Source organism: Streptomyces sp. NPDC001732 (assembly GCF_053596315.1).
In genome coordinates, this window is sequence record NZ_JBSFFY010000001.1 from 517733 (window position 1) to 542753 (window position 25021).

The 25021-nt window shown below is 71.5% G+C and carries 22 protein-coding genes; 6 read left to right on the forward strand and 16 right to left on the reverse strand.

The features are described from left to right. Positions 1–631 (forward strand): hypothetical protein (locus tag ACWCXX_RS02150; protein WP_451123318.1); only part of this gene is annotated, 631 nt, incomplete at its 5' end. A 446-nt stretch (positions 632–1077) separates the two neighbouring features. On the opposite strand, the gene ACWCXX_RS02155 is transcribed toward ACWCXX_RS02150, so the two are convergent. The 8 genes from ACWCXX_RS02155 to ACWCXX_RS02190 all read right to left on the reverse strand — a co-directional run bounded on the left by ACWCXX_RS02155 (position 1078) and on the right by ACWCXX_RS02190 (position 12584). After that, positions 1078–4206: an alpha-N-acetylglucosaminidase gene (locus ACWCXX_RS02155; RefSeq protein WP_451123320.1), complete on the reverse strand. Its 3129-nt coding sequence runs from the start codon at positions 4204–4206 to the stop codon at positions 1078–1080. A 236-nt stretch (positions 4207–4442) separates the two neighbouring features. Then, positions 4443–5090: a LuxR C-terminal-related transcriptional regulator gene (locus ACWCXX_RS02160; protein WP_451123322.1), complete on the reverse strand. Its 648-nt coding sequence runs from the start codon at positions 5088–5090 to the stop codon at positions 4443–4445. After that, positions 5075–6343, reverse strand: a complete 1269-nt coding sequence (locus tag ACWCXX_RS02165) for a sensor domain-containing protein (RefSeq protein WP_451123324.1) — start codon at positions 6341–6343, stop codon at positions 5075–5077. Before ACWCXX_RS02165 ends, ACWCXX_RS02160 begins: the two co-directional genes overlap by 16 nt. 204 nt (positions 6344–6547) lie before the next feature. After that, positions 6548–7165, reverse strand: a complete 618-nt coding sequence (locus ACWCXX_RS02170; protein WP_451123326.1) for a winged helix-turn-helix domain-containing protein — start codon at positions 7163–7165, stop codon at positions 6548–6550. A 419-nt stretch (positions 7166–7584) separates the two neighbouring features. Further along, a complete protein-coding gene (locus tag ACWCXX_RS02175; RefSeq protein ID WP_451123328.1) occupies positions 7585–8496 on the reverse strand; it encodes a DUF6891 domain-containing protein in 912 nt (303 codons plus the stop codon). A 167-nt stretch (positions 8497–8663) separates the two neighbouring features. After that, complete coding sequence (gene glnII / locus ACWCXX_RS02180; RefSeq protein WP_451123330.1) at positions 8664–9698, reverse strand: glutamine synthetase; 1035 nt, start codon at positions 9696–9698, stop codon at positions 8664–8666. 232 nt (positions 9699–9930) lie between these two features. Then, the gene (locus ACWCXX_RS02185) at positions 9931–11070 is read right to left on the reverse strand and encodes an ARPP-2 domain-containing protein (RefSeq protein ID WP_451123332.1); all 1140 of its coding nucleotides are present in this window, start codon (positions 11068–11070) and stop codon (positions 9931–9933) included. Then, on the reverse strand, positions 11067–12584 hold the full coding sequence (locus ACWCXX_RS02190; RefSeq protein WP_451123334.1) for a hypothetical protein: 1518 nt from the start codon (positions 12582–12584) through the stop codon (positions 11067–11069). Before ACWCXX_RS02190 ends, ACWCXX_RS02185 begins: the two co-directional genes overlap by 4 nt. A gap of 268 nt (positions 12585–12852) precedes the next feature. Here ACWCXX_RS02190 and ACWCXX_RS02195 point away from each other — a divergent pair, with 268 nt between their 5' ends. Then, the gene (locus ACWCXX_RS02195; RefSeq protein ID WP_451123336.1) at positions 12853–13764 is read left to right on the forward strand and encodes a Gfo/Idh/MocA family protein; all 912 of its coding nucleotides are present in this window, start codon (positions 12853–12855) and stop codon (positions 13762–13764) included. A gap of 115 nt (positions 13765–13879) precedes the next feature. On the opposite strand, the gene ACWCXX_RS02200 is transcribed toward ACWCXX_RS02195, so the two are convergent. Further along, positions 13880–14374, reverse strand: coding sequence for a MarR family transcriptional regulator (locus ACWCXX_RS02200; protein ID WP_451123338.1), 495 nt, complete (start codon positions 14372–14374; stop codon positions 13880–13882). A 63-nt stretch (positions 14375–14437) separates the two neighbouring features. Here ACWCXX_RS02200 and ACWCXX_RS02205 point away from each other — a divergent pair, with 63 nt between their 5' ends. Beyond that, entirely contained in the window at positions 14438–15292 is an 855-nt protein-coding gene (locus ACWCXX_RS02205; protein ID WP_451123340.1) for an alpha/beta fold hydrolase, read from the forward strand. Positions 15293–15401: 109 nt separating this feature from the next. On the opposite strand, the gene ACWCXX_RS02210 is transcribed toward ACWCXX_RS02205, so the two are convergent. Beyond that, the gene (locus tag ACWCXX_RS02210; protein WP_451123342.1) at positions 15402–15761 is read right to left on the reverse strand and encodes an arsenate reductase family protein; all 360 of its coding nucleotides are present in this window, start codon (positions 15759–15761) and stop codon (positions 15402–15404) included. 188 nt (positions 15762–15949) lie between these two features. Between ACWCXX_RS02210 and ACWCXX_RS02215 the strand changes: the two genes are divergently transcribed. Beyond that, complete coding sequence (locus ACWCXX_RS02215) at positions 15950–16219, forward strand: hypothetical protein (RefSeq protein WP_451123344.1); 270 nt, start codon at positions 15950–15952, stop codon at positions 16217–16219. 119 nt (positions 16220–16338) lie between these two features. Here ACWCXX_RS02215 and ACWCXX_RS02220 read toward each other — a convergent pair whose 3' ends face one another. Further along, positions 16339–16776 (reverse strand): hypothetical protein, encoded by a 438-nt coding sequence (locus ACWCXX_RS02220; protein ID WP_451123346.1) that lies wholly within the window; start codon positions 16774–16776, stop codon positions 16339–16341. A 152-nt stretch (positions 16777–16928) separates the two neighbouring features. Here ACWCXX_RS02220 and ACWCXX_RS02225 point away from each other — a divergent pair, with 152 nt between their 5' ends. After that, positions 16929–17402, forward strand: coding sequence for a hypothetical protein (locus tag ACWCXX_RS02225; protein ID WP_451123348.1), 474 nt, complete (start codon positions 16929–16931; stop codon positions 17400–17402). A 1853-nt stretch (positions 17403–19255) separates the two neighbouring features. Here the strand turns inward: ACWCXX_RS02225 and glnA are convergent. Continuing rightward, positions 19256–20665, reverse strand: a complete 1410-nt coding sequence (glnA, locus tag ACWCXX_RS02230) for a type I glutamate--ammonia ligase (protein WP_451123350.1) — start codon at positions 20663–20665, stop codon at positions 19256–19258. A 265-nt stretch (positions 20666–20930) separates the two neighbouring features. On the opposite strand from glnA, the gene ACWCXX_RS02235 reads away from it, so the two are divergent. After that, positions 20931–21398: an RDD family protein gene (locus ACWCXX_RS02235; protein WP_451123352.1), complete on the forward strand. Its 468-nt coding sequence runs from the start codon at positions 20931–20933 to the stop codon at positions 21396–21398. Between the two features lie 182 nt (positions 21399–21580). On the opposite strand, the gene ACWCXX_RS02240 is transcribed toward ACWCXX_RS02235, so the two are convergent. From ACWCXX_RS02240 to lipB, 4 genes are all read right to left on the reverse strand, one after another. After that, on the reverse strand, positions 21581–22285 hold the full coding sequence (locus ACWCXX_RS02240; RefSeq protein WP_451123354.1) for a DUF4191 domain-containing protein: 705 nt from the start codon (positions 22283–22285) through the stop codon (positions 21581–21583). Positions 22286–22304: 19 nt separating this feature from the next. After that, positions 22305–22505: an SCO2195 family GlnR-regulated protein gene (locus ACWCXX_RS02245; RefSeq protein ID WP_356932158.1), complete on the reverse strand. Its 201-nt coding sequence runs from the start codon at positions 22503–22505 to the stop codon at positions 22305–22307. Between the two features lie 342 nt (positions 22506–22847). Then, positions 22848–23813, reverse strand: coding sequence for a lipoyl synthase (gene lipA, locus ACWCXX_RS02250; protein ID WP_451123356.1), 966 nt, complete (start codon positions 23811–23813; stop codon positions 22848–22850). Positions 23814–23945: 132 nt separating this feature from the next. After that, entirely contained in the window at positions 23946–24758 is an 813-nt protein-coding gene (lipB, locus tag ACWCXX_RS02255; protein WP_451123358.1) for a lipoyl(octanoyl) transferase LipB, read from the reverse strand. Positions 24759–25021 lie beyond the last annotated feature (263 nt).

A 25021-nucleotide genomic window follows, 5' to 3' on the forward strand; every position in this document is an offset into this window, starting at 1 on the left:
GGACGTTGCCACGGCCGGGACCGGTCTGAGCGCCCTGCTGGAGAACGTTGCCACGACCGCCGGTCTGGGCACCCTGCTGGAGCACATTGCCACGGCCGCCGGTTTGCGCGCCCTGTTGGAGGACGTTGCCACGGCCGGGACCGGTTTGCGCGCCCTGTTGGAGGACGTTGCCACGGCCGGGACCGGTCTGAGCGCCTTGCTGGAGGACGTTGCCACGACCGCCGGTCTGGGCACCCTGCTGGAGCACGTTGCCGCTGCCGGGACCGGTCTGAGCACCCTGCTGGAGGACATTGCCGCTGCCGGGACCGGTCTGCGCGCCCTGCTGGAGGACGTTGCCGGTGCCGCCGGTCTGCGCGCCCTGTTGGAGCACGTTGCCGGTGGCGGTGTCGATGCAGGTCGGGGGGAGGGACTGAGTGCAGAGGATCTGGGACGGGGATGGTGCCTGGGGCGCTGCTGTGGCGGTTGTCGCACCAATCCCGCCAGCGAGCGCCGCGACCAAGCTCGACACGCCGATCAGGCGGGGAATTCCTTGCCGAATGCTTCTCATCATGGTGGATTCCTTGCGTGTGAAAGCGGGTTTGCGCTTGCCTGCACCAGCCATCGTCGGGTGCCGGGCGTCACCGCGGCGTGACGTCGGCGTGACCGGGCTCAGCTGGCGGCAACCAGCGAAGGCTCTCCGAGGACGGCTGCTCGCGCTCCAGCCATGGCCAGGGGTTTTCCCGCGGACGGCGGTGTTTCCCCGGACCCGAACCGATATCGGCCGACGAAACCGGCCGGTGTGAAGAACGGCAGAAAAATCCAGGAGAACCTGGAGGCATGCGACCTCACCGAGGGGTGTCGAGCGGCGGCCGAGTCGGCTGCGGCCACCACGCGGTGGCCCGATATGCGCAGCTGAGGGCAGGAGTCCGACCGAGCGGTACTGGCTCGGTCGGCTGCGTACGGTAACAGGCCTCAGGAGGGCGTATCCGTAGCCGACGCGCCGTGCCGTCGGGGTGCGCCCGGACAGCACGCGCGTTCAACGGAACGGACGAATCGTGCGATGGTCCCCCGGCCCGCTCGCGGGCGCAACGGGGCGCCTCACCGCAACTGCCACCCGCTGAACTCGACCGTGCCGCGCAGCCCGCTCCCGCCGTTCGTCGCGCTCATGAAGATCCCCACGTCCTGCGCCGCCGCCGTCCCCGGTACGGCGACCGTGGCCACTGTCCGCCAGGTCGTCCCGCCGTCGGTGGAACAGGAACCCGTGCACCCGATCCCGGACCGGGCCAGCCGGAGCAGCACCGGAGCCTTGATCCCGGTGATCTGTCGGTAGGCGTCCAGGGTGCCGTCGCCGTTCGTGTCGTACGAGAGCACCACTCCGTTGGACGGCGTCACCGCCAGATTCAGGAACCCGGCGGAGCCCGGCGTCGCGAGGCCGTTGCGCACCACGATCCCCGAACGCGCCCAGCCCCCGGTGTTCTCCTGCGCGTCGACCCGCACGGTCACCTCCGCCCCGTCGGACCAGACCCCCTCCCGGTACGCCGTGCCGAACTGGCTGGTGCCCTTCCACAGGTCCTGGCCCGCCCCGTTGATCGCGAACCGCCCGTCCAGCTGTCCAAAGACCGCCGCGTTCGCCGTGTACGTGCGCCAGCCCGGTTCCAGCGGCGCCGCCAGGTACACCGCGCCGCGCCGCAGATCGGTCACCCGGCCCTCGCCGCGCGGCCCGTACGAGGTGCTCAGCTCGTACGGCATCGGCCGCAGCGGAGCGGTCAGCGGCTCGGGCGGGGCGGTGACCCGCCAGTCCACCGAACCGGACCCGCCGGCCGCGACCCCGTCGAGGGAGGTGCCGTCCGCCGCGGTGGCGTCGAGGCCGGTGAGCGCGAAGTCGATCCGGCCGGTGGGCCGCAGGCCGTTCAGGTTGCGGAAGGCGGCCGTCACCGTGCCGGTGCTGCCCGGGGTGAACGCCACCGGATCGGCCGAGACCGTGACCGTGCCCTGGTACGGGGCGGTGGACAGGGTCTCGAAGACCCGCCGCGCCGTGCGGTGGGCATCGCCCGTCGCCCGTACCGGATGGACGTCGGTGCGGCGGGTCCACTCCTCCTCGCCCGGGTACCAGTCGAACGGCTTCGCGGCCCGGCCCTCCGCGAGCGCGTCGGTCAGCTCGTCCAAGTACGCCTGCCACTGCGGGAGATGGACCTCGCCCAGCAGCCCGTGCCAGTCGCGGTTGGCGTAGTTGCTGAGCTCGTCGGCGGCCGCCCGGTCCGCCCAGGTGGTGATCAGGGTGCGCGCCGTCCACTCCAGCCGGACCGCCTCCACCGGGCTCGTCGCCAGCCGTTTGGCGTCCTCCAGCCACGGCCCCAGCAGAAAGGCCCGGTGACAGCCCGACACCGCGTCGGTCAGCCGCATCAGCTTCAGCCAGAGCGCGGCGAGGGTACGGAACCGGGCGACGTCCTTGTCGGTCCGGGCGGCCCGCAGCTGCGGCAGCAGGATCCGGGAACGGTTGGCGAGCGCCTGCCGGGCCAGATCGGTGAGGTCGTAGCGGTAGGTGTCCGAGTCGCGCAGGGCCGGGCGCACGTCGAGGAGCGCCGCGAACGCCCGGTCGAAACCGGCCGGGTCGAAGGCGAGGTTCACCGAGGAGGTGATGTTCGGCCTGCGGGAGAAGAGGGAGTCGACGGGACGGCCGTCGGTGCTCGTCAGCCGGTACGCCGTGTCGGCCAGTGCGGCGAAGGCCGCTTCCGCCGCACTGTCGCGGCCCCCGTAGCGGAACTTCGGGTACGCCCGGAACCACGCCTCCCGGTCCGTCCTCCCGGTCCGCCAGGCCAGCTCGCTGAACAGCTCGAAGGCCGCCGGATCGCGTTCGGCCGCCTCCGGCATGTACGCCGTGCCGACCAGGGCGCTGCCCGGCTTGTCGCGCCAGGCCGTGAACTTCTCCGTCCAGCGGTCGGTGTTGGCCCCGATCGTCGTACGGCCGCCGAAGTTCGGGATGGTGCCGAAGGCGTACGGTGCTCCGCCCCAGTCCTTCTCCCGGTCGGTGACGGTGTCCAGATCGGAGAGACCGTCGACGATCAGGATCCGGTCGGTGTCGATCGCCTCCAGCAGCACGGGCCGGGGATTGGCCTGCCAGCCGAGGATCACCCAGGTCGCGCCGGGGTGCGCGGCGTGCAGAGCGGATTCGACGGCACGGGCGGCGTCCGGCACCGGGACGTCACCGGAGCTGCCGCCCTCGTGCAGCAGATCCATCTTGAAATGGTCCGCCGGGCCGAACAGCTCCTCCTGGTGTCGGTAGAAGGCGGCGGCCACCTCGGCGAAGACGGGGGTGCGCGGGTCGAGCCAGTCGGGGCGGCGCAGCCCGTTCCAGGTGCCCTGCGGGACGACCCGGGCCCCCGGATTGCGGTCCACGAAGCCGTCCGGGACCGTGCCGAAGTAACCGGGGAACACCGGCGCCATGCCCAGTTCCCGCATCCGGTCGGCGATGCTCCGCCCCAGGGCGGCACGCCGGTCGATCAGCTCGGTGCCGAGCGGGCCGCCGTATCCGCTCATGTTCTGGAGCAGCCACCACGGCTGGTGGGAGGGAGCGGGCAGCCAGCCGCGGGCCTCGGCGTCGCTGTAGCCGAAGTCCTGGAGCAGCCGGTGGTAGACGGCCTCCTGGCCGGCGGTGACCAGAACCTCGTTGCAGCCGTGCAGGGCCAGGACGTCGAGCATCCGCTCCCAGCGCGGCCAGTCGGCATACGGGGCGGTGTAGCCGTCGTGGGTGTCGTTGAGGGCGAACCGGTGGGCGACGGTCGCGGAACGCTCGACGGGGGTACGGGGAGCGGGCAGTCGGCGGGGCACCACGGTACGGCTGCCGGCCCACGAGACGACGGCGTCGCAGGTGTACTTGAGGTACCAGTGCGCCCCCGTCAGGGCGGCGGCCGGCGTGGTCGCGGCGATCTCGATCCGCCCGGTGGAGCCGGTGACCCGGAAGCGGTCGGGGGCCTGCGCGTCCTCGCCCCGGGGGAGGGGGCGCAGGCGGAACTGGTCCGCGTGGTCCGGCAACAGACGACGGAGCGCATCGTGCGCGGGGGCGAGGTCCCGGGCGGGAGCGGACGGTGCGGCCGCGGCGGGCGCGGGGAAGGCGCCGACCGCGGCAGCGGCTCCGGCCGCCCCGGCGGCTCCCAGCAGCGCACGTCTCGTGAGCCGGGAGGAGCCGAAGGGACGGGAGGAGCTGAAGGGCAGGGAAGGGTCCGTCACGATCCGCACTCCTCGGTGTTGTTCATGGTGGTGCATGCGACAACAGGCGTGTGCGGTGCGCACGTTAATGACGGGTGAGGGGGCGGGCAATGGGGTGGGCGGCGGTTTGTCCCGATCCAGCCGTTCGGCCCTCACGGCGCGGGGGCGGGGACGCGGCGGCCGGACTCCGGCCGTCGGGCGAAGGCGGCGAGCCGGAGTCCGGACACCCGCCCCGTGGACGTACGGTTCGGTCCGGTTCAGCCCCGGTCCAGGTAGGCGAGCACCGCGAGGACCCGGCGGTTGTCGTCGTCGGACGGCGGCAGGGCGAGCTTCCCGAAGATGTTCGAGGTGTGCTTGGCCACCGCCCGCTCCGTGATCACCAGCTGCGCGGCGATCGCCATGTTCGAACGGCCCTGGGCCATCAGCTCCATGACCTCCAGCTCGCGCGGGGTGAGCCCGCCCAGCGGCTTGTCCTGCGACCGTCGCGAGAGCAGCTGCGAGATCACCTGCGGGTCCATCGCGGTGCCGCCGGCCGCGACCCTGCGCACCGCGTCGACGAACTGGTCGGCGTCGAAGACCCGGTCCTTGAGCAGATAGCCGATGCCCCCGTCGCCGTCCGCCAGCAGCTCGCGTGCGTACAGCTGCTCCACGTGCTGCGACAGCACGAGCACCGGCAGCCCCGGCCTGGCCCGTCGCGCCGCCAGTGCGCACTGCAGGCCCTCGTCCGTGTGGGACGGCGGGAGCCGGACGTCGACCACCGCGACGTCCGGCTCCAACTCGGCGAGCGCCCTGGTCAGTTCGGGGCCGGACTCGACCGCGGCCGCGATCTCGAAGCCGTACGCCTCCAGCATCCGGACCAGGCCGTCGCGCAGCAGGAAGAGATCTTCGGCTAGGACAACTCGCAAGGGATCTCCATGGTCACCACGGTGGGACCGCCCGCGGGGCTGCTGACGGCCATGACGCCGTCGAATGTACCGAGTCGGCGTTCGATTCCGCTCAGCCCCGAACCCGCCCCGACCGTCGCCCCGCCCCTGCCGTTGTCGGTGACGGACATCCGCAGCACGGAGTCCGCGTGCCGGATGTCCACCCGGACCCGATCCGCCCCCGAGTGCTTGGCGGCATTCGTCAGCGTCTCGCTCACCGCGAAGTAGGCCGCCGACTCGACCGCGGCGTCCGCCCGGCCGGCCAGTTCCACCTCGACCTCGGACGCGAAGGGCAGCCGCAGCGCCAACGCCCGTACCGCGTCCCCGAGTCCGCGCTCGGCGAGGACCGGCGGGTGGATGCCCCGCACCAGATCGCGCAGCTCCGTGAGGGCCTCGGCGGAGGACTCGCGGGCCGCGGCCAGGAGCTTCTTCGCCTGTGCCGGGTCCTTCTCGATGAGCGCCTCCACGGTGCCCAGGTTCATGCCCATGGCGACCAGCCGGGCCTGGGCGCCGTCGTGCAGGTCGCGCTCGATGCGGCGCAGCTCGGAGGCGGCGGTGTCCACCGCCTCGTGCCGGGTCTCGGTCAACCGGTCGATGCGCCGGGCCAGTTCCTGTTCCCGGACGGGGGCCAGCATCGCCCGGGTGATCACGAAGTGCAGCCGCAGCAGCCGCTCGGAGAGCAGCAGACCGAGCACGAGCAGCACCGCCCCGAGCGCGGCGGCGGCCAGCCCCGTCGCCTGGCTGTCGACCGGCACGAACGCGTACCAGTACCGGTCGTCGGTGAAGACCCGCCACAGGCCCCCCGCCAGGACGAAGCCCTCCAGCGGATAGACGAACAGTCCGGCCGCCAGGATCAGCACCACGTAACCGGCCGTCATGTCGACCAGCAGCCACCGGATGTCGCGCCAGGTCGCCGGGTCCTTCAGCATCAGCGTGGTCCGCTCCACCTGCCCGGTGAACCCGGTGCGCAGATCCTTGGGGAAGGGGCGGTACGGGACCGGGATGCGGACGTCGGACCAGGTGATCGCGAGCAACCGCCGCCGGTTGGCGTGCTTGCGGACCAGCTCCAGCGCGTGCGGGGTGGTCAACAGGCCGATGCCCAGCGGGATGCAGACGACGGAGAGCACGGTCCACACGAAGAGGGTGACCGAGCCGGCCAGGCTCGCGAACGACAGCACCAGCCCCCGCCAGGCGGCCAGCAGCGCACCGGACACCCGTCCCTTTGCCGTACTCATGATGGTCCGCCCCCCTCGTGGGGCCCTCGTGCCGGACCCCGTCGCGCAGACAGTCTCACCCGGCGGGCGGTCCGGGTGTCAGCCGGTCCGGCACCCGGTCGGGGTGTACCCAGCACCACCCCCGCCCGGCCGGGGCCGGGCACACGGAGCGACCCCGGCCCGGCGGGTGCCGGACCGGGGCCGCTGCCCGCGTCCTCGGCGCCGTCAGGGGACGTACTTGTAGCCGACGCGCCGCACCGTCTGGATCGAACGGCGGTGTTCGGCGCCCAGCTTGCGCCGCAGCCGGGCGACGTGGACGTCCACGGTGCGCCCGTCGCCCACGTGCCCGTAGCCCCAGACCGTGGTCACCAACTGGTCGCGGGTGTGCACCCGGTGGGGGTGTGCGACCAGATGGGCGAGCAGCTCGAACTCCAGGTAGGTGAGGTCGAGCGTGTTCCCGTCCACCACGGCGGTGCGCCGCACGGGGTCGATGCGCACCGGACCCGCGGCCGGGTCCTCCACCGGGGTGGGCACCACGTACTGGGCGGCCCCGGCGAGCGGGCTCCCGGGGGCGGGCCGCTGATCGGCGGGCACGAGCACCAGGTAGCCGACCATCGGCGGCCGGCCCGGCAGCGCCGGAACGGTGTGCTGGGGTGCGGGCAGCCAGGTGGCACCCGGTGGCAGAAGACCGGACAGGTCGGCGGGCCGGACGGCCTCACCGGGGTCGACGGCGCGCAGCCGGTGGCGCCGGGACGGGAAGGGACGGGCGGAAGGGGTGGCCGCAGCGGATGCCGCGGGCGCCGCGGTGGCGGCAGCGGCGGAGAAGGTACGGGTGTTCGCCATGAGGATCAGCTCTTTCGCGCGAAGGAGGTCGTCGGTGGACGGACTTGCTTGCGCGCGGACCGAAGGCCGGGGTGAGCGGCTTTAGAGGGCCTGCGCGTTCAACGCGCGGCAACACACCCGGTCGAAGTCGTGGTGCTGACGGGAAGGCCAGAACGGTTCGAGGTCGCTGCGACCTGTCGAGGTGTACTGGATGCCGACCATGGCCCCATTGAACCAGACGACCGGTCGGCGCAGCAGGCCCCTCTCACCCGTCGATACGCCCCGCCGTGCCGACTTCCTCACGCCGGCCCGCCGCAACCGACGGACCGGTACCGGCCTCCCCCGCGCCGGTACCCGAACCGCCCCGGCCGGTGCCCGGACCCGGCCCACGGGCCTGCTCCACGGCCGGTGCCGGATCGGTGCCTCGCCCCGGGACCGTCTCAACCCACCAGCCGCTTGCGCCAGTCCAGCCCGACCACATTGATCGCCGTGTCCGGCGAACCGTCCCACTCCACGGTCAGCCCCGCCTCGTCGAGCGCCCGCACGACCTCGCGGCCCACGGCGGCGGTCGTCTCCTCCGACCGGTCGAACCCGCCGTAGTACAGCGAGAGGCCGTACCCCGACGCGACGCTCTCCGCCCCCTGCATGTGGAAGAAGACGAAACCGCGCGCGTCCTCACGTCCGGCGTCCCGGATCTCGGCCAGACCGCACGAGCGGCAGCAGGTGAAATTCTCCCTCGCCGTGATCCCGTCCCCCTCCAGTCGGGCGAACGCCCGCTCCAGCCGGTCCGCGTCCGTCACCTCCGGCCACTGCCGCTGCTCCTCGACCCGCTCCAGCCACAGCCGCTCCACCAGCTGCCGCGCCTGCGCGAGGGTCACCGGACGGACGCCGTCCTTCACGAGGTAGTCCTCGGCCGCCCGGGAGAGACCGTCGATCGTCCCGTACCCGCAGCGGAGCAGCACCCGTATGCGTTCCTCCAGCTGCTCCCGGATCTCCGCCGGGACCTCCGGCACGGGCTCCGGCTCCGGCAGCCCGGCGCTCTCCCACTCCGTGCCCGCGTCCCACTCCGGCTCCTGGCGCGCCCAGCGGGTCATCAGCTCGGCGACCCGCTCCGGTGAGTCGACCGTCGTCCAGTAGTGCGTGGCGGGGCCGCCGGAGCGGTGCTCCAGCCGGTAGCCGGCCCCCTTCCCGTGGAGGACCTGCACGAAGGTCCCGGGGAGGTCGGGTATGCGCTGGACCACCAGGAACTGGTCGTCCTCCGCCCCGATGCGGTGCACCAGGGCGCTCAGCGCCTGTTCCGAAACACGGGTGTACGTACGGGAGTTCTGGGTCTCCACCTTGATGTCGAGCATGGGACCACTCTGGCACGCACCACTGACAGCGGACCGGACACGGACGGACCGGGGCACGGGCGGCATGGCGAAGGGCGCGGGCGTCGTGGCGAGGGACGCGGGCGGCATGGCGAAGGGGCGCCCACCCGGCCGGACGGACGCCCCTTCGCCACGACGGCGCGGCGGGATCAGACCTGGTCGGCCTTCTCCAGCGCGGAGCAGCAGGTGTCGACGATCAGCCGCGTGACGACGTACGGGTCGACGTTGGCGTTCGGACGGCGGTCCTCGATGTACCCCTTGCGGTCCCGCTCGACCTGCCACGGGATGCGGACCGAGGCGCCGCGGTCGGAGACGCCGTAGCTGTACTCGTTCCACGGGGCGGTCTCGTGCAGGCCGGTCAGCCGGTCGTCGATGCCCGCGCCGTAGTTCTTGACGTGGTCCATCGGCTTCGAGCCCTCGCCCAGCGACTCGCACGCGGTGATGATCGCGTCGTAGCCCTCGCGCATCGCCCTGGTGGAGAAGTTGGTGTGCGCGCCCGCGCCGTTCCAGTCGCCCTTGACCGGCTTCGGGTCGAGGGTCGCGGAGACGTCGAACTCCTCGGCGGTGCGGTACAGCAGCCAACGGGCGACCCACAGCTGGTCGGAGACCTCCAGCGGGGACAGCGGACCGACCTGGAACTCCCACTGGCCGGGCATGACCTCGGCGTTGATGCCGGAGATGCCGAGGCCCGCCGCCAGACAGTTGGCGAGGTGCTTCTCGACGATCTCGCGGCCGAAGATCTCGTCGGCGCCGACCCCGCAGTAGTAGCCGCCCTGCGCGGCCGGGAAGCCGCCCTCGGGGAAACCGAGCGGCCGGTGGCCGTCGAAGAAGGTGTACTCCTGCTCGATGCCGAAGATCGGCTCCTGACCGGCGAACTGCTCGGCCACCGGGCGCAGCGCGGCACGGGTGTTGGAGGCGTGCGGCGTCATGTCGATGTCGAAGACCTCGCACAGCACGAGGATGTCGTCGCCGCCGCGGATCGGGTCCGGGCAGACGAAGACCGGCTTCAGCACCAGGTCGGAGGCGCTGCCCGCGGCCTGGTTGGTGCTCGAACCGTCGAAGCCCCAGAGCGGCAGCCGGTCCACGTCCTGCGAGGAGCTCCCGCTCATGATCTTCGTCTTGGAGCGGAGCTTGGCGGTCGGCTCGGTGCCGTCCATCCAGATGTACTCGGCCTTGAACGTCACGGAAGCCATCCTTTGCGGGTGCTGCGGTCCTGCGGTCCGGTCCGGGTGCTGCGGTCCTGCGGGCCGGTCTGTCCAGCGCAGCTTCGCAAGACGCGATTTCCCGTCCGTTGCCCGAATGTGAACCCCGTGTTACGGAAGTTTTCCGCGCGACGCGCCGGGCCGCCGTATACGGGCCGCCGTACACGGGGCGTCACGCACGGGCTGCCGCGCATGGGCGGGAGGGGGCCATGGGCTACGGGCGGACCTTGAGCAGCGACTCGAAGCCGGCCGCGCGGATGCGGCGCCGCACTTCCTGCTCGCTGGTGCCCAGTGCCGCGGCAGCCCGCGAGAGCCGCCAGTCCGCGTCGGCGAGCCGGTGCAGCAGATGCCCCCGCCGGATCTGGGCCTCGGACAGCCGGAACGTCTTCAGGTACGCGACCCGCCCCTTGTGGTCGGTGATCGTCTCGCCGACGTGCTGCCCCTCCCCGCCCGTCCGGAACGGCGGCAGGAACCGCCACAGCGTGAACGAACCCATCTGGTACACCCGGTCGAAGGAGTACGAGCTGTCCAGCAGCTCACGCGCGAACAGGGTGTCGTGCGCCCGAGTCCACTCCAGCTCCTGGCGCCGCGCCGCCGACCGCAGCTCGGCGAGCGTCCGCAGCCAAGCGCCGTCGGATATCCGCGCCGTGAACTCCGGCACCGGCCCGCCGTACATCGCGTACTGGTGGATCAGCTCGCCGTACAGGTCCTGGAGCAGCGAGGGGTGCAGCAGCCGGTAGTCGTCCGGGTGCGGCACCACGAACGCGGCGGCGAGCGCGTCGGCCGCGTACACCATCACGCCGCACTGGCCGGGATGGATCTCGAAGGCCCGCAGCGCGTCGTCGAGCCCCTGCACCGCCCACCCCATGTACGCGTCCTCGGCGCGCGGCGAGAGACCGTCGCGCAGCGCCTGCCGCGACCACTCCTCCCAGGCGGTCGAGGGCCCGCCGAAGTGCAGGGCGAGATACCCCTCCAACGCGAGGTGCAGCGGCAGGAAACGCAGCCGGTCGCCGGGCTGCCGCTTGGCCATGCGGTGGTGACGGTGGCGCTGGAGCCGCACGGTCCGCGGCGGCCGGTCCCCGGCCGGGGAGCCCGCCGGGGCGCCGAGCTGCGTCCCGTACGCGGCGCTCTGCTCGCCCTCGCCGGCCCAGTCGGCGACGAAGCCGTGCGGAATGACCGAGGCGTAGTGGTCGCGCGGCCCGAGGTCCACGACGCCGGGCACGGAGTCCAGGTAGATCTCCTCGTGCAGCCGGAGCCCCTCGACCGGCTGCTCGCGCACCAGCGGCACCAGCCGGATGCCGCCCCACACCTGGGCGGGGCGGGCGGTGAGCCCGGTCAGTTCGAGCCTGTTCACGATGCGGCTCCCGTCCTGCCCTCGGCCACGAAGCGAGCGACCTGCCGGTCCAGATAGGCATACAGGGCCGCAGCTCCCGTGCGCCCCTCGGCGAACTGCGCGATCTCCACCAGGGTCGGCAGGTCCTCCGCGTCCCGGATGCCCGCCGTCGGCACGCTCGGCGCGAGGCGCCGCACGTCGAAACCGTCCGCGTCGTACACGGGGTTCACATGCACCACCTCGGTGCGCCGGTCCGGGTCGAGCCGGGTCCGCCACACCCTGAGCACCTCGCCGGCCAGTCCGGGCGGGGCGTTGTCCCAGCCGTCCGAGACGATGACCAGCCGCTCGGGGCCGAGCTCCAGGGCGTCCAGCACCCGGGTGCCGAGCGGGGTCGCCCCCCAGGGCCCGACCAGCAGCGGATCGGTGCGGCCCGAGGTCCACAGCGGGGTGTACGCGCCAGGCCCGGCCAGCACCTCCAGCAGGTGGTGGCAGGCCAGCGCCACGGCGAGCGGACGGCGCCGCTTCTCGCCCGAACCGGACGAGGAGTAGCTGTCGTCCAGCACGGCGGCGACCCGGCCCCAGCTCCCGGCGTGCGGACCCGCCGCACGCCGGGCCGCCGCGCGCAGCGCACGGGTCAGCTCCGCGCGGTGGAGTCGGCGCTCGTCGAGGCCGAACGACAGGGCGTACAGGGCGAGCCGGGTCAGCGGCATCACGGTCAGGTCCACGTCCGCGGGCAGCCGGCCGTTCGCGGCGGTGCGCTGCTGCCGGGTCCGCAGCCGCTCCAGCCGGGTCATCCGCGGCGCCGCCCGCTCCAGGAACGCCTCGCGCTTCATCCCGTGCCGGGCGGCGAAGCCCTCGGCGACGGTGAACGGCAGCTCCTCGACGGCCCGCTGCTCGTAGTGGGCGCGCCGCCAGGCGTCGAGCAACTGGTGCCGGTAGTGCGTGCGCTGCCCCGGCCGGAACAGGAAGTCACCTACCTCGGCGGCCCCGTCCGACGCATCGGCCTTGCCCGGCGCACCGCCCCCGTCCGGCTCCCCGGCCCCGTCGAACCGGAGGTGGATGTGCCGGGCCGCGGTCTTCAGACCGGAGCGGTACTTCACCGCGTCGTGCGCCCGGTCGGGCCGTGCGGCCAGCCAGTCGCGCATGATCGCGCGGGTGCGCCGGTTGTTCACCCCGGCCGCGCGCAGCGCCCGGAACAGCCGGTACACGCGCTGCGGCGGCAGCTTCGCGAGCCGGGCGGCGATCAGCCGGCCCTCGGTCCGCTTCTCCTCGGGCGTCGCGTCCCCGGCGTGCTCCAGCAGCCCCTGGACGATGCGCGCCGCGTTGTGGTCGTTGATGTCGAGGGCGAGCGCGCAGGCGTACACCCGGCGGTAGTTGACCCGTACGTACTCGTGCAGGAAGTCCAGCGAGAGCTGCTGCTGGTACGCGGTCGAGCGGAACTCGCGCTGGCCGGTGGCGGTGATCGCCGCGTTGACGAAGAGCAGCACGTCCTCGGCGGCGACGAGGCCGGCGTCGGGTCCGTTGCTGGTGGACATGGTTCCCCCGTGATGTCACGCACCGCCCGGTACGGGGGTGGTGGGATGCCGGCCGGGGAATGGGGGCGCGAACAGCGAAATCACTGCTTCAGAGGCAAGTCCCGGAAGTCGCGCCGGAGTCCCGCGGCCGGCCCCGTAAACGTAGCCATGAACCTCACCCTCCGCCAAATGGATAAGAACGGCGCCGGACGCCGAGCCGGTCGGTCGGGTCGGGGCCGGTCGGCGGCTCAATACGGGGCGGGCCCGGTCGACCCGGCAGACTTGCCCCATGACGACACTTCCCCCGACCCCCCTGCGCATCGGCCTCGTCGGTACGGGGCCCTGGGCCCGGAACACCCAGGCCCCGGCCCTCGCCGCCCACCCCGGCGTCGCGCTCAGCGGTGTGTGGGGCCGCCGCGCCGAGGCCGCGGAGGTGCTGGCCGCCGCGCACGGCACCACGGCGTACACCGGCGAAGCCGGCATCGACGAGCTCTTCGCCGCCAGTGACGCCATCGCGTTCGCCGTGCCGCCGGACGTCCAGGCCCCGCTCGCCGCCCGCGCCGCGGCCACCGGACGCCATCTGCTGCTGGACAAGCCGGTCGCGACCACCGTCGCGGGAGCCCGCGAGGTCGCCCGTGCCGCCGAACAGACGGGGGTCGCGTCCGTCGTCTTCTGCACCTTGAGGTTCGCGGCCGACACCTCCGCCTGGATCGGTGAACAGGCAGCCCTGGGCGGCTGGTTCACCGCCCGCGCCGAATGGATCGGAGCCCTGTTCGCACCGGGCTCGACCAGCGAGTACGCCGCCTCGCCCTGGCGCCGCGAGAAGGGCGGCCTGTGGGACGTCGGCCCGCACGTCCTGTCCGTCCTGATCCCGGTGCTGGGGGACGTGACCCGGCTGACCGCTGCGCGCGGACCGTCCGATGTCGTCCATCTGATCCTCCGTCACGCCTCCGGCGCGTCCAGCACGGTGACGCTCGCGCTGGGGGCCCCGACGAGCGCGGTGGGCACCGGCATCGAGCTCCGGGGCGAGCACGGAATCGTCACGCTGCCGCGCTGGGGCGACGCGGTCGGCTCCTTGCGGGCCGCGGTGGACGCGCTGATCGACTCGGTGCGCACGGGGGAGCCGGACCCGTGCGACGTACGGTTCGGCCTGCGCATGACGGAACTGCTGGCCGAGGCGGAGAAGCAGGTGGGGGAGTAGGCGGGCAGGCGGACGGAGGGCCCGGGGCCGGAGATCGGGACGGGACCGAAAACCGGGGCCGGGCCGCACCGGACCGGGCAGGGCTGTACTGGGCCGGTCCGGGTTGGGCCGGGCGTCACCCCGCCGCGCCGGGCGGTGGGGGAGTCGTGGTGACCGCCCGGTGCGCGGCGTCCAGGAAGCGCCGGACGGCGGCCGTCCCGTTCTCGTCGAGGTCGCGCAGCACCGCCGTGGTGTCCTCGATCAGGGGCCCGAAGAACGCCCGGCCCAGTTCCTTCGCGCGCGGCGTCACGCTCAGCAGCACCCGGCGCCGGTCGCGCGCGTCGCGGACGCGGGTGATGTGCCCCAGTCGCTCCAGGCGGTCGATGAGCGAGGTGGTGCCCGCGGAGTTGAGCCCGAGCTGCGAGCCGAGCCACCCGGCGGTGGCCGCCGTACCGGCCCGCTCCGCGTCCAGCAGACAGATCAGCGCCCGTACGTCGGTGCTGTGCATTCCGTGCAGGCTCGCGAACTCGGCCTGGCGCAGCCCGAATTCGACGGTCACCCTGCGCAGCAGATGGACGAGCTCCAGTTCGGGCCCCTCGTCGCTCACCGCCCCGTCCCCTCTCCCGGTCACCCACTCCAATTATCTCGCTGAGCGAGATAATATCGGGTGGCATCCGACCCGGGAGGCACATCCATGACCGTCACCACGTCCTTCCTCGCGGCCTACGACGAGGTCCTGAGGACCGACTGGCCCGCCGGAACGACGCACGCGGAGCTCCCCACCCCGTACGGCGCCACCCGGGTCAACAGCCACGGCCCCGAGGACGCCCCGTCCCTGGTCCTGCTGGCCGGCGGCGGCGACACCTCCACCGTCTGGCACGCCCAGGCCGCCCACCTGGGCCAAACCCACCGCGTGCACGCCGTCGACCTCGTCGGCGACCCGGGCCGCAGCGTCGCGGGGGAGCGCCCGGTCCGTACGGTGCGGGACCTGACGACATGGCTCGACGCCGTGCTGGACGGCCTGGGCGCCGACCGCGTCGCGCTGTGCGGGCACTCGTACGGTGCCTGGATCGCCCTCCACCACGCCCTGCACGCACCCCACCGCGTCCGGAAGCTGATCCTCCTCGACCCCACCCAGTGCTTCGCCGGATACCGCCCCGGCTATCTGCTGCGCGCGCTGCCGATGCTGCTCCGCCCCGACGCGAGGCGCACGCGCGCCTTCCTGGAGTGGGAGACGGGCGGCGCCGTGCTGGATTCGGCCTGGCTGCGGCTGCGCTGCGCCGCGGCGGACTTCTCCTCCGCCCGCCCCGTCACCGGCCCCCGCCCCGCCGCGGAGGCCCTGCGCGGCCTGGACGTGCCGACCCTGATCCTGCTGGCCGGGAACGGCAGGGTCCACGACCCGGCCCGGGTCGCCGCCGCGGCGGCCCGGCTGCTGCCGCACGCGGAGACGGTGACGATCCCCGGCGCGACCCACCACACCCTGCCGCTGCACGGGCCGACGGTGGCCGAACTGAACCGCAGGGCGGCCGACTTCCTGGCGGCCCGGTAGCGCGGGGCCCGCCACGGGCGGGCCCGGCCCCGATTGCGATACGTCCGTGGGGTACGCCGGGCGGACCGGCGTACCCCACGGGCGTATGCCGGGGCGGTGTGCCGGTTCCTCAGCGCCCCATGGCGTCCCGTACCGCCTCGTCCGTGCGCGCCACGACGGCGGTCCCGTCGTCCGCGGTGATGATCGGCCGCTGGATCAGCTTCGGGTGCTCGGCGAGGGCCGAGATCCACCGTTCGCGGGAGTCGGCCTCGCGCGGCCACTCCTTGATCCCCAGCTCCTTCGCGTCCGCCTCCTGGGTCCGTGCGATGTCCCACGGCTCCAGCCCCAGCCGGTCGAGCACGGCCCGGATCTCGTCCGGTGACGGAACGTCCTCCAGATAGCGGCGGACGGTGTAATCGGCACCCTCCGCGTCGAGCAGCTGCACCGCGCTGCGGCACTTCGAACAGGCGGGATTGATCCAGATCTCCATGGGGTCAAAGGTACGGGAGCGGCCTCGTCCTCCAGCGCGCCGAAGACCCGGAAGGCCCCGCTCCCCGTGGGGCCGAAGATGCGTGAGGGAGTCCATGAAAGCCCTGCTGGCCAGCGGCGATTGTCAGTGGTGGGCCGTAAAATGGAGGGAGTTCGTGAGGGTTCCACGACCGTGCCAGGAGGTTGTTCATGGCCGTTGCCGCAGTCACGACCAAGCCGTTCCACACGCCCCTGCAGAAGAAGCCGCTCCCCGCGGGCCGGCCCCGCGAGTGGTACATCTCCCACAACCGCCGCCTGAAGGCCATGCGCCTGGCGATAGCCCTGCTCGACACGGGCGTCTACTACCCGTCGACCGCGACCAACGCCAAGATACGCGCGACCGCCGAGCGCATCGGCGTCCACCCGCCGTCCGACACGACCTGCCGCATGGTCCGCGCCCTGATCCGCTACGGGCGCTGACCCCGACGCATCCCGCGCGGCCGGGTTCCCGGGCTCCTCACCGAGCCCGGGAACCCGGCCGCGTACGTGCGTATGCGCGTATCGGCACATCGGCACCTCCGCGCATCCGTGCCTCCGGCTCAGAAGCCGTCGCAGGTGGCGGTGGCGAAGGCACCGGAGGCCGAGGCCGTCCGGATGGTCCCGTCGTCCACCGTCACGGCGCAGGTGACCTCGCCGCCCGATCTTCCGAAGGTGACGGCGAGGGAGCCGCCCCGCATGAAACCCCTGGTCCGCACTTCTCCGGTCCACGGCAGGGAGCGCAGGGTCAGCCGCGCCGTGGAAAGACCGCCCTCCTGCCAGGTGGGGTAGGTGACGGTGACGTCCTCGGCGGTCCCGGTGACCTCGTAGGTGATGCGGAGAGGTCTCGTCCCCTCCCGCGTCAGTACCCCGGCGGCCCACTCGACGGCCACGGCACCACCGACGACCGGTACGAGCACGGCGAGCAGCAGCAGCAGCCGGGGCCACCGCCGCCGGGCCCGTGCCGTCCCGGGGGCGGGGGGCGGCTCCTGGTCGCTCATGTCTCCAGGCTGGTCCGTCCCGCCACGCGCCGCGACCCCGCTTCGGCCGCCCGGCCCACCACCCGTCCGGTGCCCACGGGCATGCGACATCGTCCGTCGGCCCTTTGACTGGGGCGGGGAAAGGGTGCGACGGGCGAGTGCCGGGAGGCACGATGACGAGGAATGTGGTGCGGGGGCCTGCGGCCGTACTGCTGACGGCGGTCGTGCTGTCGATGGCTGCGGCCTGCTCCGGCGGCGGCGGCAACGCCTCCAGCGCGGCGTCCGCCGCGGCGTCGGCGGCATCCAGGGCTGCCGAGGTGGTGGCCTCGGCGACAGCGGCCGCGGGCGAGAAGCTGAAGGGTTTCAAGAACGGCGTGAACGCCAAGGGCGATGTGAAGGTGGGCTCCCCGGCCACCGGTACCGACGGCCACGCCACCGCGAAGGTCACCGTGACGAACAGCACCGGCTCGACGAAGTCCTACGCGGTGCAGATCAACTTCCGTGACGGGAAGGGCAATCTGGTCGACACGGTGGTGGTGACGGTCGACCACGTCGCCGCCAAGGCGTCCAAGAACGCCACGGCCCGCAGCAACCGCAAGCTGTCGGGCAAGGTCGTGGCCGAAGTGGGAACTGCCTTGCGGAACTGATCCCGTTGGCGGCCGGAGCTACTGTGCCACGCTGTTGAGGGAATTCCCCAGAGGCAGATCCGGTGGCAGGACATCCACGACGACCGGAGTCGGGGGATTCGAAGGCGTGGGCACCTGAATGAGGAAGGGCCAGAATACGATCTGGCTGCCCGTATTCAGAGCCCGCTGCGAAAGCCGGTAGCAAACGATCTCGTTCGGCTGGTCAGTGACCGTGTAGCACTGGAGCACCGACGGTGCGGCCTGGGAATTCCGCGGTGAGGCGACAGAATTGCTCGCCGATGTACCCAGGATGCCCGCTGTCAAGAAGGAAGCCGCTGCTGCGACACCGATGTTCCGCAGAGTTGTCTTCTTCATGTTCATCAGCTCAAAGGCTCGATGTGAACCGGATTGCCCCATCAGTGATGTTCTGGGGCTTCGATGGTCCCGGCGCCATGGCTCGACGGGGACGGTTCCCGCAGAACCGGTACTGGGTGTTGGCAACCATCGTATCGTTCGACCCGGTCCGCTGCCGGTCCGTCTCGTCCGGCCGGGTCACGTTCCCCGGAATGCGTCTCGTGCAGCGCCTTTCTCAACTCCCCAGTCATTACTGATTGAATCCGGAAAATCTTTCGGTGCGACATCCTCGAAGGAAGCGCGCAAGCTAGTGGAGGAGGGATTCCAGGATCCCTCCCCGAGTTGCTGCTTTCAGTCCCGTCGTCGCATCGGCATCACGCCGGAGTCACGCCGTGACTCCGGCCCGCTGCTCACGATGACACCCGACTGGAACAGCAAGAGAGCGCAGTGTCGGAAAGGGGAAAACCGTGAGGGGAAAAGTCGTCCTGAGTTCCGCCGCGGCAGTGGCGCTTGTCGGAGGGCTGGCAGTGACCACTGCCGCACCTGCTTCCGCCGTGCCGACCCAGACATGTCGGGTGGCAGCAGGCACCTTGACGGGAGAGAACTTCAGTCCCAACGGGACATTCGTCGTCTCCCCCGGGGGGATGCTGCTGCGCCCTTCCGCTGACGGCCGTATCGGCCCGACCGCCGTGACGGGCACGGGCAGCTTCTCCGTAGGCCCTGTGGTCTGCGCCGGGGACGAATCGGCGACATCGGCCGGAGGCGCAGCCGCCGCTGCGGCTGCCGGAACGAGCGCGGCACAAGCGGCGAGAAGCAGAGGCGCTTCCCCCCAGGAGGCGGTGGCCCAGGGCGTGGCGGCGGCGCAGGCCACAGGGAGAAGCCTCGGTCTGTCGCAGACGGTGATAAACCAGGTCAGCAATCAGACGATCAACAACCTGAACCAGATCATCGGCTCCACCATCGGTGGCTCCGTCATCGCGGGCAGCGGTAACACGGTCGGCGGCGGCAACACGGTCGGTGGCGGCACGACCACACCTGGTACCGGTGGGACGACTACACCGGGGACTGGTGGCACGACTACGCCTGGGACTGGTGGGACGACCATGCCAGGGACTGGTGGTACGACCACACCGGGGACTGGTGGTACGACTACGCCTGGGACTGGTGGTACGACCATGCCGGGGACTGGTGGTACGACTACACCGGGGACTGGTGGTACGACTACACCGGGGACTGGTGGTACGACTACACCGGGGACTGGTGGTACGACTACACCGGGGACTGGTGGGACAACCACGCCTGGGACTGGTGGCACGACCGCCCCCGGTACCACGACGGGCACCATGCAGCCCGGCACCGGAACCGGTGAGCAACCGGTGATGATGCCGGCTCAGTGACTCCCTCGGTCGACCGGCGTTCCCGAACGCCCATGGGCCCTCATCGGTTTCCCGATGAGGGCCCATGAACCTGTGCTGTGCGGTGCGTCCGTTACCGGATCGCCCGACCCGCCCTCCGGAGTCCTAGAGGTCGAAGTACAGCTCGAACTCGTGCGGGTGCGGGCGCAGCTGGATCGGGGCGATCTCGTTGGTGCGCTTGTAGTCGATCCACGTCTCGATCAGGTCGGACGTGAAGACGCCACCGGCCTGCAGGTACTCGTTGTCCGCCTCCAGCGCGTCCAGGACGGCCGGGAGGGAGGTCGGGACCTGCTGGACGTTCGCGTGCTCCTCCGGAGCCAGCTCGTAGAGGTCCTTGTCGATCGGCTCCGCGGGCTCGATCTTGTTCTTGATGCCGTCCAGGCCCGCCATCAGCAGCGCGGAGAAGGCGAGGTACGGGTTGGACGACGGGTCCGGGGCGCGGAACTCGACGCGCTTGGCCTTCGGGTTGGAGCCCGTGATCGGGATGCGCATCGCGGCGGAGCGGTTGCGCTGCGAGTACACCATGTTGACCGGGGCCTCGAAGCCCGGGACCAGCCGGTGGTAGGAGTTCACCGTCGGGTTGGTGAAGGCCAGCAGCGACGGAGCGTGCTTGAGGATGCCGCCGATGTAGTAGCGGGCGATGTCCGAGAGGCCCGCGTAGCCCTGCTCGTCGTAGAACAGCGGGGTGCCGCCGGACCACAGGGACTGGTGGACGTGCATGCCCGAGCCGTTGTCGCCGAAGATCGGCTTCGGCATGAAGGTCGCGGTCTTGCCGTTGCGCCAGGCGACGTTCTTGACGATGTACTTGAAGAGCATCAGGTCGTCGGCGGCGGCGAGCAGCGTGTTGAACTTGTAGTTGATCTCGGCCTGGCCGGCGGTGCCGACCTCGTGGTGCTGGCGCTCGATCTGAAGACCGCTCTTCTCCAGCTCCAGGGACATCTCGGCGCGCAGGTCGGCGAAGTGGTCGACCGGCGGGACCGGGAAGTAACCGCCCTTGTAGCGGACCTTGTAACCGCGGTTGTCCTCGAGAGCGCCGGTGTTCCAGGCGCCGGCCTCGGAGTCGATGTGGTAGAAGCTCTCGTTCGCCGACGTCTGGAAGCGGACGCTGTCGAAGACGTAGAACTCGGCCTCGGGGCCGAAGTACGCGGTGTCGGCGATGCCGGTGGAGGCGAGGTACGCCTCGGCCTTCTTGGCCACGTTCCGCGGGTCACGGCTGTACTGCTCGCCGGTGATCGGGTCGTGGATGAAGAAGTTGATGTTGAGGGTCTTGTCGCGGCGGAAGGGGTCGACACGGGCGGTCGACAGGTCCGCGCGCAGGGCCATGTCGGACTCGTGGATGGCCTGGAAGCCGCGGATCGACGAGCCGTCGAAGGCGAGCTCGTCGGCCGGGTCGAAGGTCGCCGCCGGGACGGTGACGTGCTGCATCACACCGGGCAGGTCGCAGAACCGGACGTCGACGAACTTGACGTCGTTCTCGGCGATGTACTTCTTCGCGTCGTCGGCGTTCTGGAACATCCAACTCCTCCTACTCCCGGCCCGGGAGGGACGGGGTTGCGGCTCGTGGTGCGGCCAGTGCGGTGGCACACGCTGGACCTGACCATAGGCAGGCCGGATTTCTCAAGCATGACCCATTTGTTTCGCAGAAGTTAACCGGGCCGGGTGTGACCGGCGCCTCACGGTCGGTGAAGGAACCACTCTCCCCGCCCCGCCCCGGCCGTTCCGGGGCCTGCGGCGGTACCCGCCGGGCGGGGGGAGAAGCCGGGCGCAGTACCGTGTTCGGGTGGACAACAGGCAAGCAATCGGATCGTGGCTCTCCGGGCCGCGCGCGGCCGCCGAGGAGATGGGGGCCGACTTCGGCCACCGGGGCAAACGGCTGGGCCTGCCCGAGGACGGGCCGGGTTCCGTCGCGCCGCTCGGCCGGCGCTTCGGCGCGATCTTCATCGACTGGGCCCTGTGCATGCTGATCGCATACGGGCTGTTCGCCCGCGGTGACCAGCAGGCGGCCGGAAACTGGGCCCTGGGCATCTTCCTCGTACTGAGCGTGCTCACCGTCGGGACCATCGGCTGCACCCCCGGAAAGCGCATCCTGGGCATCAGGGTCATCGCGGAGAACGGCAACCGGCTGTCGTTCGGGTGGGCCGTCGTCCGCAGCGTGCTGCTGTGCCTGGTCATCCCGGCCCTGGTGTGGGACCGCGACGGCCGCGGCCTGCACGACCGGCTGGCCCGCGCGGTCCAGGTCCGCATCTGAGACGTCCTACGCCTCCGGGACCGCCCCGGCCGGGGCGCCCGGGGCGGTCCCGCGGGCGTCCGGTGCGAGGAAGCCCCGGAAGCGGCACCCGGGGCACTGGCACTGCCGAAAGCGTATGTACGCGGAGGGCGGGGCACGAACCGAACCGGTTCGCGCCCCGCCCTTTGCGTGTGTCCGTCGCGTCAGCGCATCTTGCCCCGCGGCATCCGCATGCCCTTGGGCATGGGGCCCTTCGGCAGCGGCATGTTGCTCATCAGGTCGCCCATCGCGCGCAGCCGGTCGTTGGCGGCCGTGACCTGCGGGCCGGTCAGGACGCGCGGCAGCTTCAGCATCTTGGTGCGCACCTTCTTCAGCGGCACCTGGCCCTCGTCGTTGCCGACGATGATGTCGTGCACCGGTACGTCGACCAGGATGCGCGACATCTTCTTCTTCTCGGCCGCGAGCAGCGACTTCACCCGGCTCGGGTTGCCCTCGCCGACCAGCACGATGCCCGCCTTGCCGACGGCGCGGTGGACGACGTCCTGGCTGCGGTTCATCGCGACCGCCGGGGTCGTGGTCCAGCCGCGCCCCACGCGGTCCAGCACGGCCGCGGCGGCGCCCGGCTGCCCCTCCATCTGCCCGAAGGCGGCACGCTCGGCACGCCGTCCGAAGACGATCGCCATCGCGAGGAGGGCCAGTACGAAGCCCAGGATGCCCAGGTAGACCGGGTGGTCGATCAGGAAGCCGACCCCGAGAAGCACACCGAAGGTGACGATTCCCACGCCCGCGACGACGAGACCGACCTTGGGATCGGTCCTTTTGGTCATCTTGTAGGTCAGGGCGATCTGCTTGAGCCGCCCCGCGTTCTCGGCGCTGTCCGCGCCTTCAGTGTTTGCCTTCCTCGCCATGCACAGAAGTTTACGTGGCCTAGGAACGGTGGTCGGCCGCGGCCTCCAGTACGTACTCGGTCTCGACCCTGTCCTTGGCCCGGCGCCGGTCCTCCACGACCGCGTTCCAGGCATTGCGGCGGGCGGTGCGCTGGCCGCCGCTCAGGAGCAGCGACTCGACGGCGCGGAGGGCATCGGTGACGGAAGGGATGGCGGTGGCGCGTACCGGCACGGCCTGCATCGTGGAAATCTCCTCGGAGCGGATGTGCGGACTGAGTTTGCGTGGACTCAGCTGCCCGGGGCGAACGTGCCCGGGACTGCGTTGCGCGAAGTGGGTGGCGGGCGCGGGGTGCGGGAAGCGGGGCCGACGGCGGCCGGTACGGCCACCGCGAGCCACTGCGTCGTATGCACCCAGCGTCACTGCTCGGTGTTACCAGCGCATGACCGGTCGGTCAAACACCAATGAAACCTCGATCCGGGCGCCGCGCACGCCGACGCGGCCCATACGCGTCCCCGACCTGCGAGGAACGTACGGGCCGCGACGAACCGGCTATTACTGCTCGGTAGCTTCTTGTGCTCGGATTCACACGGCGGGCGCCGCGGCGGCGGCGTCCCGGCGCTCGACCGCCTGCTGGAAAAGGCGTCCCGCGCGGTACGAGGAACGGACCAGCGGCCCGGACATCACGCCGGAGTAGCCGATCTCGTCGGCCTCCTCCTTCAGCTCCACGAACTCCTGCGGCTTCACCCAGCGCTCGACCGGGTGGTGGCGCACGGAGGGGCGCAGGTACTGCGTGATCGTGATCAGCTCGCACCCCGCGTCGTACAGGTCCTGGAGCGCCTCGCTGACCTCCTCGCGGGTCTCGCCCATGCCGAGGATCAGGTTCGACTTGGTCACCAGACCGGCCTCGCGGGCCCGCGTGATGACCTCCAGGGAACGCTCGTAACGGAAGCCGGGGCGGATCCGCTTGAAGATCCGCGGCACCGTCTCCACGTTGTGCGCGAGCACCTCGGGGCGCGAGGAGAAGACCTCGGCGAGCTGCTCGGGCTCCGCGTTGAAGTCGGGGATCAGCAGCTCGACCTTGGTGCGGCCGGCCTCCCGCTGTGCGGTCAGCGCGTGGATCTGGCGCACGGTCTCCGCGTACAGCCAGGCACCGCCGTCCTCCAGGTCGTCGCGGGCGACGCCGGTGATGGTGGCGTAGTTCAGGTCCATCGTGACGACGGACTCGCCGACCCTGCGGGGCTCGTCCCGGTCCAGCGCCTGCGGCTTGCCCGTGTCGATCTGGCAGAAGTCGCAACGCCGGGTGCACTGGTCACCGCCGATGAGGAAGGTCGCCTCGCGGTCCTCCCAGCATTCGAAGATGTTGGGGCAGCCGGCCTCCTGGCACACCGTGTGCAGACCCTCGCTCTTCACGAGCTTCTGCAGCTGGTTGTACTCGGGGCCCATCTTCGCCCGGGTCTTGATCCACTCGGGCTTGCGCTCGATGGGGGTCTGGCTGTTCCGGACCTCCAGGCGCAGCATCTTGCGCCCGTCGGGTGCGACAGCGGACACTCCGGCACTCCCCTTTGCTTTCACTGCATTGGATTCTTCGGCGAACACCAGGGTACGCCCGTGGTTCAGACGGCTTTACGTCTGGCCAACCTGTGGCCGACAGGTCCTATTCCCCGCCGGCCCTCCAGACTGTCATGCCGTGGCCACGGCATCCGTCGGGCGTTCGACGACGCGCGGCGCCAGGTGCGCGTTCTCCAGGACGTCCCGGAGGTGCTTCTCGACGACCGGGAGCACCTCCGCGATGGTGATGTCGCGGCCCAGCTCGTACGCGAGCGAGGTGACGCCCGCGTCCCGGATGCCGCAGGGCACGATCCGGTCGAACCAGGTGTTGTCCGGGTTCACGTTGAACGAGAAGCCGTGCATGGTCACGCCCTTGGCCACCCGGATGCCGATCGCGGCCAGCTTGCGGTCCTCGCGGCGCTGGCCGGCGTTGGACGGGGCGTACTCGGGGCCGTTCAGCCGGGCGTCGAACTCCTCGTCCTGGAGCCGCGGGTCGAAGTCGAGGGAGAGGCCGCCGAGCGCCGGACGGTCCTCGACCGGGTCGCCGAGCACCCAGACGCCGCTGCGGCCCTCCACCCGGGTGGTCTCCACGCCGAAATCGGCGGCGGTGCGGATCAGCGCGTCCTCCAGCCGGCGCACGTGCGCGACGACGTCCACCGGGCGGGGCAGCTTCTGGATCGGGTAGCCGACCAGCTGCCCGGGGCCGTGCCAGGTGATCTTGCCGCCGCGGTCCACGTCGATGACGGGGGTGCCGTCCAGCGGACGCTCGCTGTCGGTCGTGCGCCGCCCGGCGGTGTACACGGGCGGGTGTTCCAGCAGCAGACAGGTGTCCGGGACGGCGTCCTCGAATCTGGCCGCGTGCACCTCGCGCTGCTTCTGCCAGGCCTCCTGGTAGTCGACGGCTTCCTCGCCGAATCCCAGCCGGACGAACCGAAGCTCAGCCACGACAGATGCCCTCCTACTCGCGGTGCCGGGAGCCGGGAGGTGCCCGGAACCGCGCCACCATGCACTGGATCACGCCCCTGGCCACTGTACGACCGGCCCCGGGGCGGAGGCCCGGCAGGTCCTACCCGTCAGCGCCACCCTCAATCCTCACACGATCGGATGAAAGTGAAGCGTAGGTAGCTGTAACTGGCACGGGGGCCGCTAAATTCGCGCCGTTCCATAAGGGCTGCCCGCCCGGCCCCGAAGGCAGGAGACCGCACAGC